Raw genomic sequence first — 12632 nt, forward strand, 5'->3', positions numbered from 1 at the left:
CAATGCACGGACTCGTCATAATCGTTCCCATGGTGCATCAGCAGAGGTCACAGGCTCACCTGTCACCGTCCAGTGACACAGAAGACATGACTGACATGTCGAGGTTGCTGGCCCCGAGGCTCGCGTACTTCGCGGGAGTCGCCCGTACCGAGCACGTCACCCGCGCCGCCCAGGAGATGCAGGTCCCGCAGTCGACCCTCTCCCGGGCGATGGTCCGCCTCGAACAGGACCTGGGCGTCGATTTGTTCGCCCGCAGAGGCCGCACGGTCTCCCTGACTCCCGCCGGCCGTACCTTCCTCGCCTCGGTGGAACGCGCCCTCGCGGAGATCGAACGCGCCGCCGACGAGGTCCGCGCCGACGCCGACGCGGCCACCGGCAAGGTCGCGTTCGGCTTCCTGCACACCATGGGCGCCGAGACCGTCCCCGGCCTGATCCACGCCTTCCGCGCCGACCACCCCCGCGTCCGCTTCAGCCTCGTCCAGAACTACGGCGAGGCGATGATCGAACGTCTGCGGGCGGGTGAACTGGACCTGTGCCTCACCTCCCCCGTCCCGGACGCCCCGGACCTCGTCGCCCGCCGCCTCGACGAACAGAAACTCCGCCTGGTCGTACCCTCCGACCACCGCCTGGCGGGCCGCAGACGAGTCCGCCTGGCCGAGGCCTCCGACGAAACCTTCGTCACCCTCGAACCCGGCTACGGCCTGCGCCGCATCACCGACGACCTGTGCAAGGAGGCCGGCTTCAAGCCCCGCGTCGCCTTCGAGGGCGAGGAGGCGGAGACCCTGCGGGGCCTGGTCGCGGCGGGCCTGGGCGTGGCCCTGCTCCCTCCACCGGCAGTGGCCCGCCCGGGCGTGGTGGAACTGACGGTCACTGCCCCGAGGGCCGTCCGCGAGATCGGCGTCGCATGGCTGGACGGCCACCCGGACACCCCACCGGTGGCAGCCTTCAAGAAGTTCCTACTGTCAAGAAGGGGCAACTTGCTGCCGACCTAAGGGCAGCAACCCCAGGGGCGCGGGGCTGTATCGATATGCGGCTCCGCCGCGTGGGCGCGACCAGCCACGACGAACCCGCACCCCGCAACGATCCGCAACACCCCCCACCTCACCGGCGCCAAGAAGAACCGAACCCCGCAGCCAACGGCATCCGCAACCCCAACGGCGGCGGAGCAGCCAGCGCATCCTCGACAGGCCGGGAAAACCCCCTCCCGAACAACACCCCCATCACAAAGTCCTCCGCCAACGCCAGCACTTCATCCCGGTACTGGTGCAACCCATGTCCATCGGCATGCACCTCGAACCGGCACACATCCCGATTCGCCTTCTTCGCCCGCGCCGCGAGCCGGAACGACAACTCCGGATCACTCCGGTCGTCATGCGTGCCGTGCACCACCATCACGCGCCGTCCCACCAACTGCTTCACCGGTTCGGGTGGCGCGGCCACATCCTCCTGCGGCAGCCAGGGGGCCAGCGCCAGTACGGAGGTGACGGCCTCGTGACCCCCCGCCCGCAGCGCCGCCCGCCCACCCATGCCGACACCGGCGAGGCACACGGGAACGTCCCCGTACCGCCGTACGATCTCGTCGGCGGCCCAGGCCGCGTCCGCGGCGAGATGCGCCGCGCTGCCGTTCCACCCGCGGTAGCGGTAGTGGACGACATGAGTGGCGAGCCCTTCCGCCCGGCCCGCGCGCGCGAGTCTTCGCCCGAGCCCGCGCACGGAGGCGGTCGCCCACATCGGGGACGGTCTGCGGTCGGAGACCTCCTCACCACCGGGGAGCAGCAGCACCACCCCGCTCACCGCCGTCGGCTCCGCGCCGAACGGCCTCCCCAGCCGGGCCGTTCTCACCGGTGTCGTTTGGTGTGTCACGACAGAACAGTGTCAGAAGTGGTGGTGTACTCCACCCGTCCGTGCGGTCACCATTGCGTATCGGCGGGGGTGCGCAACGGGCGTTCTACGCGCGTAGGAGTTAGAGTGCGAAAATGACGAGCCAGAGCATCCAGGCGGGCATCACCCCGAGCTCGGACCAGATCCGGCGGGCGCCCAAGGTTCTGCTGCACGACCATCTCGACGGCGGGCTGCGCCCCGGCACGATCGTCGACCTCGCCCGGGAGACCGGGTATGCCCAACTTCCCGAGAGCGACGCCGACAAGCTCGGCATCTGGTTCCGGGAAGCCGCCGACTCCGGGTCCCTGGAACGGTACTTGGAGACCTTCTCGCACACCGTCGGTGTGATGCAGACCCGGGACGCGCTCGTGCGGGTCGCCCGGGAGTGCGCCGAGGACCTCGCCGAGGACGGTGTCGTCTATGCCGAGGTGCGGTACGCCCCCGAGCAGCACCTCGACGCCGGGCTGAGCCTCGAGGAGGTCGTCGAGGCCGTCAACGAGGGCTTCCGGCAAGGTGAGCGGACGGCCCGTCAGAACGGCCACCGCATCCGCGTCGGCGCCCTGCTCACCGCGATGCGGCACGCCGCCCGCTCCCTGGAGATCGCCGAACTCGCCAACCGCTACCGGGATCTCGGGGTCGTCGGCTTCGACATCGCGGGCGCGGAGGCCGGCTTCCCGCCCACCCGGCACCTCGACGCCTTCGAGTATCTGAAGCGGGAGAACAACCACTTCACCATCCACGCCGGCGAGGCCTTCGGGCTGCCGTCCATCTGGCAGGCCCTGCAGTGGTGCGGCGCCGACCGGCTCGGGCACGGGGTGCGCATCATCGACGACATCGAGGTCGGCGAGGACGGCACGGTGACGCTGGGCCGGCTCGCCTCCTACGTCCGCGACAAGCGCATCCCGCTGGAGATGTGCCCCAGTTCCAACCTCCAGACCGGCGCGGCCGCCTCCTATGCCGAGCACCCCATCGGTCTCCTCAGGCGACTGCACTTCCGGGCCACGGTCAACACCGACAACCGTCTGATGTCCGGCACCAGCATGAGCCGGGAATTCGAGCACCTTGTCGACGCATTCGGCTACACGCTCGACGATCTACAATGGTTCTCGGTCAATGCTATGAAGTCAGCATTCATTCCTTTCGATGAACGACTGGCCATGATCAATGACGTGATCAAGCCCGGTTATGCCGAGCTGAAGTCCGAATGGCTGTTCCAGCAGACGTCCTCCACCAGCGGTTCCGTGGACACGGAGGGCTGATCGCGGGCTCGTGCGGGGTGCGGAACGCGGACGGGCGTTCACAATCCGTCCGCATTTCGATGTTTGCGGCCTCCCCCTTTCCGTGTTTACGGTCGGGGACCGATCGGTTCCCGTATCCCATTCGAGGACGCATTTATCATGAAGCAGTCTGCCGCCAAGACCCTCGGCGTCGCCGCCCTCGGTGCCGCCATCGCCGCCGTCGGCGCGGGCGCCGCCAACGCCGCCCCCGCCGTCCAGGACACCCCGCAGGCGCTGGACACGGTCACCAAGGCCCTGCCCTTGGAGAACGTCACCAAGGCGCTGCCGGGTGCCGGCAAGTCCCTGGAGCAGGCCCAGCTGTCTCAGGCCCAGCCGGCGCTCGCCGCGGGCCTCGCCGCCGCGCAGCCGGCCGTCGAGCAGGCGCTCGTCCAGGGGCCGACCAAGCCGGTCGCCGGACTGCTCGGCGGTCTGCCGGTCGGCCAGGGCCTGCCCACGCACGGCCTGCCGGTGAACGGGCTGCCGATCGGCTGAACCTCCCGCAGCCGCGACGCCGTTGGGGCGCACCCGGAGGACCGGGCGCGCCCCAACGGCGTTGGTGCGGGAGTGGGTCACCAGGCCGCGCGCGCCTTGTCCTCCGACGGGAACAGGATCCACAGCGCTATGTAGAGCAGGAACTGCGGGCCGGGCAGCAGGCAGGAGACCAGGAAGATCACGCGCATCGTCGTCGCGGAGGTGCCGAAGCGGCGGGCCAGCGCGGCGCACACTCCGCCGATCATGCGGTCGTTGGTGGGGCGGGCGAGGCTGGACATCTGCGGCTCCTTCGTGAGCGAGGGGGCTCCCTCCCGCTCGAACGAAGTCGAGAGTGGGGGAGCGGGGCGGCCCCTGCGGCTGCCCCGTCTGCCATCAACGCTACGGAGACGAAGGGGACGAAGCGTCACTCTCCGGAGCCATCCCGACCCCGAGATTCCTCTATCTACGGGGCGATCCCGACCCTGGGAATCCTCGGGGTCCGCCCCTGAGACGCTTCCTCCGGGACGGCCGCCCGCACCCGCCGCTCGCTCCTGCGGCGCAGCCACACCCGGGCCGCCGGCACCACCGCGGCGTGCGCGAGGGCCACACCCGCGGTGTTCAGCAGCAGCGAGTCGACGTCCGCGACCTGACCGGGCACCCCGGTCTGCAGCAACTCGATCCCCAGCGACAACAGGGCGCCCGCCGCGACCGTACGGATCAGGGAGGCCGCGGGTGAGACACGGAGCCGTCCGTGCACCAGCGGCAGCAGGACGCCCAGCGGGGCGAGCAGCGCCAGCCCCTCGCCGATCCGCCGGGCCGCCTCGGGCCAGCCCAGCCTCAGGTCGGCGCGGATCCCGGCGAAGGGGTGCAGATTCGTGGGCATCACCCAGGGGACGTCCCGGGGGCGCAGCGTGACCCAGGCCACGAACACGAGGTGTGCGACCAGGAGGACAACCCCGGTCGCACGGAGACGGATCGCGGCGCTGCCGCCGATGGAGCCTTGACGCTGCACGACCCCCTAGACGCACCCCTCGGCACGATCGGTTCCGGCTCCCCGCCCGGCACTGTCACGAGCCACCGGCGACACGCCTCACCACCGTCCCGCCGCCGGACGATGACCTGCGACGACTACACCCCGGGGCCGCGGCATGAGGCGTCCACCACACCCGCGGCCCGTCACCCGCCGTCCGTGACCTCCGACGAGGGGGGTTCGGTGCTGCCCGGACGGGAGCGGACCTCGTCCGTGCACTCGTAGCGGCGCAGCGGGCCGGAGCCGGGGCCGCCCAGGACGACCGAGCCGTCGCCCTCGGCCGCCGCCGAGTCGGAGAAGGTGCACACCAGTTGGGCCAGCGCGTACGAGGTCAGGTTCCCCGGTGGCACGCTCAGCCGCAGCGCGTCGTCCGGGTCCTTCGCGCCCGGCCCGCTCACCGTCATCCCGCCGCGCACGTCGGTGGTGTACCCGGCCTCCTTCTCGGCCGCCGACGGAGACTCGGCGAGCTCGTCGAGCAGGCCCTGCGCCACCACCACGCGCCGCTCGGAGTCCACCGCCCCGTCCGGCACCCGCACCGAGCGGTCGACGGCCACCAGCGACGAGCCGCACAGCAGGAACACCTGCACCGGCACCCCCGCGCGCGCGGACTGCGCCGTCACGTCCGGCTCGGAGAGCGAGCAGCGCACCCGGGACGGCGCGGGCCCGAAGTCGGTCGGCACCTCGGTGGCCCGGATCCCGCAGCCGGTGAGCAGACCGGCGAGGAGAGGAAGCGCGAGCAGACGGCGTACGTTCATCAGGCGTCCCCCTTGTTGTCCTTCCCGGCCTGCGCGTCCTGCGCCCGCTGTCCCCCCGGGTCCACCAGTTCCGACGCGTCCCGCGGCAGCCGCAGCGTGAACACCGCGCCGCCCTCGGGGGAGTTGGCGGCGGTGATCTCGCCGCCGTGGATGTGGGCGTTCTCCAGGGCGATGGACAGGCCGAGTCCACTGCCGTCGGAGCGCGGCCGGGAGGCGCTCGCCTTGTAGAACCGGTCGAAGACGTGCGGCAGCACCTCCTCGGGGATGCCCGGCCCGTGGTCGCGTACGTCGATGACGACGTCCTCGGCCGACTCGCGCACCGACACCCGCACCGGGGAACCGCCGTGCTTGAGCGCGTTGCCGATGAGGTTGGCGAGGATCACGTCCAGGCGGCGCGGGTCGAGGCGGGCGTGGATGCCGCGCTCGGCGTCCAGATCGACCGCGTCCAGCCACGCGCGCGCGTCGATGCAGAAGGTGATCTGGTCGGCGACGTCGACGTTGTCCAGGACCAGCCGCGCCGTACCGGCGTCGAAGCGGGTGACCTCCATCAGGTTCTCGACGAGGTCGTTGAGCCGCCGGGTCTCGCTGACCACCAGCCGGACGGCGGGCTCGATCATCGGGTCGATGCTGCCCGACTCGGCGTCCAGCTCCTCCTCCAGTACCTCCGTTACGGCGGTGATGGCGGTCAGCGGGGTGCGCAGCTCGTGCGACATGTCGGCGACGAACCGCCGCGAGGCGTCGTCCCGCGCGGCCATGTCGGCGACCCGCTTCTCCAGGGACTCCGCCGCCCGGTTGAACGTCCGTGACAGATCGGCGAGTTCGTCCGTCCCGGACACCCGCAGCCGGGTGTCGAACCGGCCCTCGCCGAGCCGCCGCGCGGCCACACCCAGCCGGTGCACCGGCTTCAGCACGGTCGTGGCGGCGGCCTGCGCGAGCAGCGCGGCGCCGATCAGCGCGAGACCGGTGGCGATGCCCAGCGACCAGGCGAGCGAGTTGAGGTCGTCCGCCTCCGGCTCCAGCGACTTGCGCATGTAGCCGGTCGGTCCGCCGCCGAGCACCTTCGTCCCGGCCACCAGATACGGCGTGCCGTGGTCCACGACCCGCTGCCAGTAGAGGTGGTACGGCGACTTGTTGCCGCCGCTGACGTCCTGCTTCTTGTTCACCGCCGTACGCAGCGACTCGGGCACGTCCTCCAGCGAGAAGCCGCTGAGTCCGCCGGAGTTGCCGTACACGGTCCTGCCGTTCGCGTCCTCGCCGACCAGCAGCACGCTGAAGCGCTGGCTGCTGTTGGCCATCTGCCCGGCGGTGTGCTGCAGCTCGTCCTGCGTCGGATGCTCGGGCAGCGCGCCCGCCCGGTTCTGCATCTCCTGCTCGAAGTCCCGCAGCACCGCGCTCTGGGTACGGTCGAGCACGGCCTCGCGGTTGAGCCAGTAGGCGATGCCGGACGCGGAGACGGCGGCGGTCAGCGCCACCGCCCCGAAGACGACGACGAGACGCAGCCGCAGGCTGGTGAAGCGCAGCCGTGACAGATGACCCTTGCGCACCGCGGACCAGCCGCGGAACCCCCCTTGCTCTTGCGTCACTGAGGGGCGTCCAGGCGGTAGCCGACCCCGCGGACGGTACGGATCAGCGTCGGGGACGAGGGGACGTCCTCGACCTTGGCGCGCAGCCGCTGCACACAGGCGTCGACGAGCCGCGAGTCACCGAGGTAGTCGTGCTCCCACACCAGGCGCAGCAGCTGCTGCCGGGACAGCGCCTGACCCGGCCGCCGGCTCAGCTCGAGCAGCAGCCTGAGCTCGGTCGGCGTGAGCTGCAGATCCTCGCCGTTCTTCGTCACCGTCATCGCCGCGCGGTCGATGACCAGGCTGCCGAAGACCGCCGCGTCGTTCGACTCGCGCTCCCCGCGGCGCAGCACCGCCCGGATCCGGGCGTCCAGCACCCGCCCCTGGACGGGCTTGACGACATAGTCGTCGGCGCCGGACTCCAGCCCGACCACGACGTCGATGTCGTCGCTCCTCGCGGTGAGCAGGATGATCGGCAGCTGGTCGGTGCGCCGGATACGCCGGCACACCTCGAAACCGTCGATGCCGGGCAGCATCACGTCCAGAACGATCAGATCCGGCCGCTGCTCGCGCAACAGCTTCAGACCGTCCTCACCGCTCGCAGCGGTCGCCACACGGTGCCCCTGGCGCGTCAGTGAGAGCTCCAGGGCCGTACGGATGGCGTCGTCGTCCTCGATCAGCAACAGGGAAGGCACGCGCTCATTCTGGCCCATGAGGGGGCTGTCGTTCGACCTGTGGGGCACACCGCGGACGCCACAGGGAGACGGTTTCCGTGGCGCGGGCGCTGTACCTGCGGTTTCGACCTGCCCGAGGAGCCCGGCACGGGGGCGCGGACCGAGGTGTTCGGCGAGGTCGGAGAGGATCAGCCGGCCCTCCGCGCCGGCGAGGTCGTCCGGAGGTGTCGGCAGCCGACCGGCGTACCTCTGACGTCTGTGAACGATCTGTGGTGTCGCAAGGACAGGCCCCTGTGACAGGTCTGTGACAGTCGGCGGACACGGCGATGAAGTGGCCCGGGCAGTCTTTTCGGCACAGGCAAGAACGCAAAGAACGAAACACCGGAAGTCCACGACGGGGGGCGCGAGATGAACACGCTGCACGGTAAGAGCACCAGCGCAGTCGCAGTCGTCACGCGTCTGCACGACGTGAACCGGGGTTCCGAGAAGTCCGGTGTCGTGAGCGGGCGGGGGTGCGCTCGCGGCACCGGGCGTCAGCACACCACGTACATGACGGTGGTTGACGCACACACGGGGGAAGCTCACGGGGGAGCCGCGTACAGGGAGGACACGGGGGAGCGTCGCTCGCTGACCGAGGCGGAGTTCACCGCCTACGTCCAGGAGCGCCGCGCCTCCCTGTACGCCACCGCCTACCACCTCACCGGCGACCGCTTCGAGGCCGAGGACCTGCTGCAGAGCGCGCTGTTCTCGACGTACAAGGCGTGGGACCGGATCAGTGACAAGGCCGCGGTCGGCGGATACCTGCGCCGGACCATGACCAACCTGCACATCAGCGCGTGGCGCCGCCGCAAGCTGAACGAGTACCCGACCGAGGAGCTGCCGGAGACGCCCGGCGACACGGACGCGATGCGCGGCACCGAGCTGCGCGCGGTCCTGTGGCAGGCGCTGGCCCGGCTGCCCGAACTCCAGCGGACGATGCTGGTCCTGCGCTACTACGAGGGCCGCACCGACCCGGAGATCGCGGAGATCCTCGACATCAGTGTCGGCACGGTGAAGTCCAGCATCTGGCGGTCGCTCCGCCGGCTGCGCGAGGACCAGGTCCTCAGCTTCGGCCGTGACGAGGAGGACGCCTTCGGGGAGCTTGTCGCCTGAAGGTGAACGGGGGAAACACGGGGGAGGACCCGGCCATGTGCCGGTGACGGGGGAGCGGCACCGGGGGCCCGACGGGGGACGTCCGGGGGAGCGGTGCCGCACAACAAGGGGAAGCACCACCGGGGGGTGGAACGGGGGAACGGGGGAACGGGGGAACGGGGGAAGCGGGACTGGAGGGCCGGGGGGTCCGTCCAGTCCCGCTTTTTCATGTCACCCCTCGTTCAAGCGGTCGTACGCGCGGTCGTCGCGCAGCGGCCCGCCGCCGCGGCCGCGAGCCGGCCCATCGCCTCGTCACGGTCGCAGGCGTACGCGCCGAGCGCGGTCTGCCGGGCCACGATGGAGCGCTCCGCGCGCATCAGCCGCCAGCCCCGGCGCAGCAGGAACGGGACCGACTTGCGGCCCTCCTTCAGATCGCGCAGGAAACGGCGGCGGAACGTCGTCATCGGGCCGCGGCTCAGACACAGCGCGTCGGCCAGGACGCCCAGCTCACGGCAGCGCCCGACGATCTCGGCGGCGAAGATGCCCTCCGCGATGAACAGCGGGGTGCGCCCGACCTCGACCGCCTCCACGCCGGTGCGGGCGCTGAGCGAGATGTCGTACACGGGCACGTCCGTACGGCCCGACGCGCACAGTTCCACGATGGCGGCGACCGCCACGTCCGCGTCCCACGAGTCGGGGTGGTCCCAGTCGATGTCGGAGCTCCCGGCGACCAGCGGCAGGGTCGGGTCGTCGCCCTCCTTGTAGAAGTCGTCGAGCCGCAGCACCGGCAGGCCGGAGCGGGCGGCGAGAAGGGACTTGCCGGAGCCGGAAGGGCCGCAGAGCAGCACGACTCGCGTGGGTATGGGCGGTTGGGAGCTCACGGGACACCAGTGTGAGGCATCCGTCGGGCCGCGTACGACCCCGCGGGTCGGCTTTGAAGCGCGCGTCACACCTCAAATACCCTTCGTGTCGACCCGATTACCTTGCGCAGCATAAGGTGGCACCAGCGATGGCCCGACACGCATCCCCCCAGACCTCCACCGGCCGGCGCGCCCTCGCCGCCCTCGCGACCGCCGGAGTGGCGCTGGGCGCGGGCGCCGGAACCGCCGCCGCGGCGACCGGCGAACCGGTCGTCGACGTTGCGCGGACCCGCCCCACCTCGGTGGGCGACATCGACCCCCAGGCCGGCGCGCAAGGTCTGCTCGGCTCCCTGCCCTACGTCACCGGCACGATCGCCGGCCTCAAGCCCAACCCCCTCGCGGGCACCGGCGTCGACCCCCTCGACAACGGCGTCGGCACCCAGCTCGCCGACTTCCAGCCCCTGACCTCCCGGATGCTGACCGGGCCGGTGGCGCAGGCGTCGTCGATCGGGGCGATCCCCGTGCTGGGGGACGCGACGCGGGTTCTGGGGGGCTGAGCGGGCGGGGAACCGCGGGCCGTTCGTGGCCGGCCGCGCAGTTCCCCGTGCCCCTTACGGGGCGCCGCTCAGTACGCCGAGCCCGACGCGCCCAGCGAACCCGTCGGGTGCCAGACCGTCTTCGTCTCCAGGAAGGCCGTCATACGGTCCGTGCCCGGAGTGACCGACCAGTCGTCCACAGGCTGTGGACGAAGGATGCGCTTCAGGTTGTCGGCCGCCGCGATCTCCAGTTCCTTCGCCAGCACCTCGTCGGCGCCCGCCAGGTCGATCGCGTTGACGTCCTGGTGGGCGGCGAGCGGCGCCGCGATCTCCGCCGTACGGCCGGACAGGACGTTGACGACACCGCCGGGGACGTCGGAGGTGGCGAGGACCTCGGCCAGGGAGAGGGCCGGGAGCGGGGACTTCTCACTGGCGATCACCACGGCCGTGTTGCCGGTCGCGATCACCGGGGCCAGTACGGACACCAGGCCCAGGAAGGACGACTCCTGCGGGGCCAGCACCGCGACCACGCCCGTCGGCTCCGGGGAGGACAGGTTGAAGTACGGGCCCGCGACCGGGTTCCCGCCGCCCACGACCTGGGCGATCTTGTCCGTCCAGCCCGCGTACCAGACCCAGCGGTCGATCGTGGCGTCCACGACCGCGGCGGCCTTGGACTTCGACAGGCCCTCGGCCTCGCCCACTTCACGGGTGAACTGGTCGCGGCGGCCCTCCAGCATCTCGGCGACGCGGTAGAGGACCTGGCCGCGGTTGTACGCGGTCGCGCCCGACCAGCCGCCGAACGCCTTGCGGGCGGCCACGACCGCGTCACGGGCGTCCTTGCGGGACGACTGCGGTGCGTTGGCCAGCCATTTGCCCTTGCCCGCCGCGTCAGCGGCTGATGTCTTCGCCGTCACCTCGTACACCCGGCCGCTCTCGGAACGCGGGAACTTCCCGCCGACGTACAGCTTGTAGGTCTTGAAGACGCTCAGGCGCGGCTGCTCGGTCTTCTCGGACTTGTCAGACATCGAGGTACGCCTCCAGGCCGTGGCGGCCGCCCTCGCGGCCGAAGCCCGACTCCTTGTAGCCGCCGAACGGCGAGGTCGGGTCGAACTTGTTGAACGTGTTGGACCAGACGACACCGGCCCGGAGCTTGTTCGCCACCGCGAGGATGCGCGAGCCCTTCTCCGTCCAGATGCCCGCCGACAGGCCGTACGGCGTGTTGTTGGCCTTGGCGACGGCCTCGTCCGGGGTGCGGAAGGTGAGAACCGACAGGACCGGGCCGAAGATCTCGTCGCGGGCGACGGTGTGGGCCTGGGTGACCTTGGTGAAGAGCGTCGGGGCGAACCAGTAACCCGCCTCGGGCAGTTCGCAGGCCGGGGACCAGCGCTCGGCGCCCTCCGCCTCGCCCTGCTCGACGAGGCCGGTGATACGGGCGAGCTGCTCCTCGGAGTTGATCGCGCCGATGTCCGTGTTCTTGTCCAGCGGGTCGCCGAGGCGAAGCGTGGAGAGCCTGCGCTTGAGGGAGTCCAGCAGCTCGTCCTCGATCGACTCCTGGACCAGCAGACGGGAGCCCGCGCAGCAGACCTGGCCCTGGTTGAAGAAGATGCCGTTGACGATGCCCTCGACGGCCTGGTCGATGGGGGCGTCGTCGAAGACGATGTTGGCGCCCTTGCCGCCCAGCTCCAGGGTGAGCTTCTTGCGGCTGCCCGCGACCGTCCTCGCGATCTCCTTGCCGACGGCCGTGGAGCCGGTGAAGGCCACCTTGTTCACGTCCGGGTGCGCGACGAGCGCGGCGCCCGCGGCGCCGTAGCCGGGCAGGATGTTGACGACACCCTTGGGGAGGCCCGCCTGGCGGCAGACGTCCGCGAAGAAGAGAGCGGAGAGCGGGGTCGTCTCGGCGGGCTTGAGGACGACCGTGTTGCCGGTCGCGAGCGCCGGGGCGATCTTCCACGCCAGCATCAGGAGGGGGAAGTTCCAGGGGATGACCTGGCCGGCCACGCCCAGCGGCTTCGGGGCCGGCCCGAACCCGGCGTGGCCGAGCTTGTCCGCCCAGCCCGCGTAGTAGAAGAAGTGCGCGGCGACCAGGGGGAGGTCGGCGTCGCGCGTCTCCTTGATCGGCTTGCCGTTGTCCAGCGTCTCCAGGACGGCGAGCTCGCGGCTGCGCTCCTGGATGATCCGGGCGATGCGGAAGAGGTACTTGGCGCGCTCGGAGCCCGGCAGCGCCGACCACTTCTCGAAGGCCTTGCGGGCGGCCTTCACGGCACGGTCGACGTCCGCCTCGCCCGCCTGGGCGATCTCGGAGAGGACCTCCTCGGTGGACGGCGAGACGGTCTTGAAGACCTTGCCGTCGGCCGCGTCGACGAACTCGCCGTCGATGAAGAGCCCGTAGGAGGGGGCGATGTCGACGACCGAGCGGGACTCGGGTGCCGGTGCGTATTCGAATGCGGAAGCCATG

The 12632-nt window shown here is 71.0% G+C and carries 14 protein-coding genes; 5 read left to right on the forward strand and 9 right to left on the reverse strand.

The window, feature by feature from the left end; genetic code table 11:
• The first annotated feature begins 29 nt into the window (after window positions 1-29).
• Window positions 30-992: a LysR substrate-binding domain-containing protein gene (locus tag ACIRF9_RS14790; RefSeq protein ID WP_403820762.1), complete on the forward strand. Its 963-nt coding sequence runs from the start codon at window positions 30-32 to the stop codon at window positions 990-992.
• Between the two features lie 109 nt (window positions 993-1101).
• Here ACIRF9_RS14790 and ACIRF9_RS14795 read toward each other — a convergent pair whose 3' ends face one another.
• Window positions 1102-1863 carry an alpha/beta hydrolase gene (locus tag ACIRF9_RS14795; RefSeq protein ID WP_403820764.1) on the reverse strand — a complete coding sequence of 254 codons (762 nt, stop codon included), beginning with the start codon at window positions 1861-1863 and terminating at the stop codon, window positions 1102-1104.
• Window positions 1864-1976: 113 nt separating this feature from the next.
• Between ACIRF9_RS14795 and ACIRF9_RS14800 the strand changes: the two genes are divergently transcribed.
• Window positions 1977-3140 (forward strand): adenosine deaminase, encoded by a 1164-nt coding sequence (locus ACIRF9_RS14800; RefSeq protein ID WP_403820766.1) that lies wholly within the window; start codon window positions 1977-1979, stop codon window positions 3138-3140.
• Between the two features lie 138 nt (window positions 3141-3278).
• Window positions 3279-3650, forward strand: a complete 372-nt coding sequence (locus tag ACIRF9_RS14805) for an ATP-binding protein (RefSeq protein WP_403820769.1) — start codon at window positions 3279-3281, stop codon at window positions 3648-3650.
• 77 nt (window positions 3651-3727) lie between these two features.
• On the opposite strand, the gene ACIRF9_RS14810 is transcribed toward ACIRF9_RS14805, so the two are convergent.
• The 5 genes from ACIRF9_RS14810 to afsQ1 form a co-directional block, all read right to left on the reverse strand.
• Window positions 3728-3928 carry a PspC domain-containing protein gene (locus tag ACIRF9_RS14810; protein ID WP_403820771.1) on the reverse strand — a complete coding sequence of 67 codons (201 nt, stop codon included), beginning with the start codon at window positions 3926-3928 and terminating at the stop codon, window positions 3728-3730.
• A 164-nt stretch (window positions 3929-4092) separates the two neighbouring features.
• Window positions 4093-4641, reverse strand: a complete 549-nt coding sequence (locus tag ACIRF9_RS14815) for a VanZ family protein (protein ID WP_403820774.1) — start codon at window positions 4639-4641, stop codon at window positions 4093-4095.
• A 164-nt stretch (window positions 4642-4805) separates the two neighbouring features.
• Window positions 4806-5414 carry a hypothetical protein gene (locus ACIRF9_RS14820; protein WP_403820776.1) on the reverse strand — a complete coding sequence of 203 codons (609 nt, stop codon included), beginning with the start codon at window positions 5412-5414 and terminating at the stop codon, window positions 4806-4808.
• On the reverse strand, window positions 5414-6997 hold the full coding sequence (locus tag ACIRF9_RS14825; RefSeq protein ID WP_403820779.1) for a sensor histidine kinase: 1584 nt from the start codon (window positions 6995-6997) through the stop codon (window positions 5414-5416). Before ACIRF9_RS14825 ends, ACIRF9_RS14820 begins: the two co-directional genes overlap by 1 nt.
• A complete protein-coding gene (afsQ1, locus tag ACIRF9_RS14830; RefSeq protein WP_403820781.1) occupies window positions 6994-7671 on the reverse strand; it encodes a two-component system response regulator AfsQ1 in 678 nt (225 codons plus the stop codon). The genes ACIRF9_RS14825 and afsQ1 overlap by 4 nt, the downstream gene beginning before the upstream one ends.
• Window positions 7672-8058: 387 nt before the next feature.
• Between afsQ1 and ACIRF9_RS14835 the strand changes: the two genes are divergently transcribed.
• Window positions 8059-8802 carry a SigE family RNA polymerase sigma factor gene (locus ACIRF9_RS14835; protein WP_403820784.1) on the forward strand — a complete coding sequence of 248 codons (744 nt, stop codon included), beginning with the start codon at window positions 8059-8061 and terminating at the stop codon, window positions 8800-8802.
• 221 nt (window positions 8803-9023) lie between these two features.
• On the opposite strand, the gene ACIRF9_RS14840 is transcribed toward ACIRF9_RS14835, so the two are convergent.
• Window positions 9024-9731, reverse strand: a complete 708-nt coding sequence (locus ACIRF9_RS14840) for a uridine kinase (protein ID WP_403820787.1) — start codon at window positions 9729-9731, stop codon at window positions 9024-9026.
• A gap of 59 nt (window positions 9732-9790) precedes the next feature.
• Between ACIRF9_RS14840 and ACIRF9_RS14845 the strand changes: the two genes are divergently transcribed.
• Window positions 9791-10198 (forward strand): hypothetical protein, encoded by a 408-nt coding sequence (locus ACIRF9_RS14845; RefSeq protein WP_403820790.1) that lies wholly within the window; start codon window positions 9791-9793, stop codon window positions 10196-10198.
• Window positions 10199-10266: 68 nt separating this feature from the next.
• On the opposite strand, the gene ACIRF9_RS14850 is transcribed toward ACIRF9_RS14845, so the two are convergent.
• Both ACIRF9_RS14850 and ACIRF9_RS14855 read right to left on the reverse strand, forming a co-directional pair.
• On the reverse strand, window positions 10267-11202 hold the full coding sequence (locus ACIRF9_RS14850) for an aldehyde dehydrogenase family protein (RefSeq protein WP_403820793.1): 936 nt from the start codon (window positions 11200-11202) through the stop codon (window positions 10267-10269).
• On the reverse strand, window positions 11195-12631 hold the full coding sequence (locus ACIRF9_RS14855) for an aldehyde dehydrogenase family protein (RefSeq protein WP_403820796.1): 1437 nt from the start codon (window positions 12629-12631) through the stop codon (window positions 11195-11197). The genes ACIRF9_RS14850 and ACIRF9_RS14855 overlap by 8 nt, the downstream gene beginning before the upstream one ends.
• Window position 12632 lies beyond the last annotated feature (1 nt).

The organism is Streptomyces sp. NPDC096132 (assembly GCF_044763345.1).
Taxonomy (GTDB): Bacteria; Actinomycetota; Actinomycetes; order Streptomycetales; family Streptomycetaceae; genus Streptomyces.

Excerpts from the sequence above, each read along its gene's own strand:
- ACIRF9_RS14800 (WP_403820766.1), top strand. The coding sequence starts at position 1,977 with ATGACGAGCCAGAGCATCCAGGCGGGCATCACCCCGAGCTCGGACCAG.
- ACIRF9_RS14835 (WP_403820784.1), top strand. The coding sequence starts at position 8,059 with ATGAACACGCTGCACGGTAAGAGCACCAGCGCAGTCGCAGTCGTCACG.
- ACIRF9_RS14790 (WP_403820762.1), top strand. The coding sequence starts at position 30 with ATGGTGCATCAGCAGAGGTCACAGGCTCACCTGTCACCGTCCAGTGAC.
- ACIRF9_RS14810 (WP_403820771.1), bottom strand. The coding sequence starts at position 3,928 with ATGTCCAGCCTCGCCCGCCCCACCAACGACCGCATGATCGGCGGAGTG.
- ACIRF9_RS14805 (WP_403820769.1), top strand. The coding sequence starts at position 3,279 with ATGAAGCAGTCTGCCGCCAAGACCCTCGGCGTCGCCGCCCTCGGTGCC.
- ACIRF9_RS14845 (WP_403820790.1), top strand. The coding sequence starts at position 9,791 with ATGGCCCGACACGCATCCCCCCAGACCTCCACCGGCCGGCGCGCCCTC.
- ACIRF9_RS14855 (WP_403820796.1), bottom strand. The coding sequence starts at position 12,631 with ATGGCTTCCGCATTCGAATACGCACCGGCACCCGAGTCCCGCTCGGTC.
- ACIRF9_RS14820 (WP_403820776.1), bottom strand. The coding sequence starts at position 5,414 with ATGAACGTACGCCGTCTGCTCGCGCTTCCTCTCCTCGCCGGTCTGCTC.
- ACIRF9_RS14850 (WP_403820793.1), bottom strand. The coding sequence starts at position 11,202 with ATGTCTGACAAGTCCGAGAAGACCGAGCAGCCGCGCCTGAGCGTCTTC.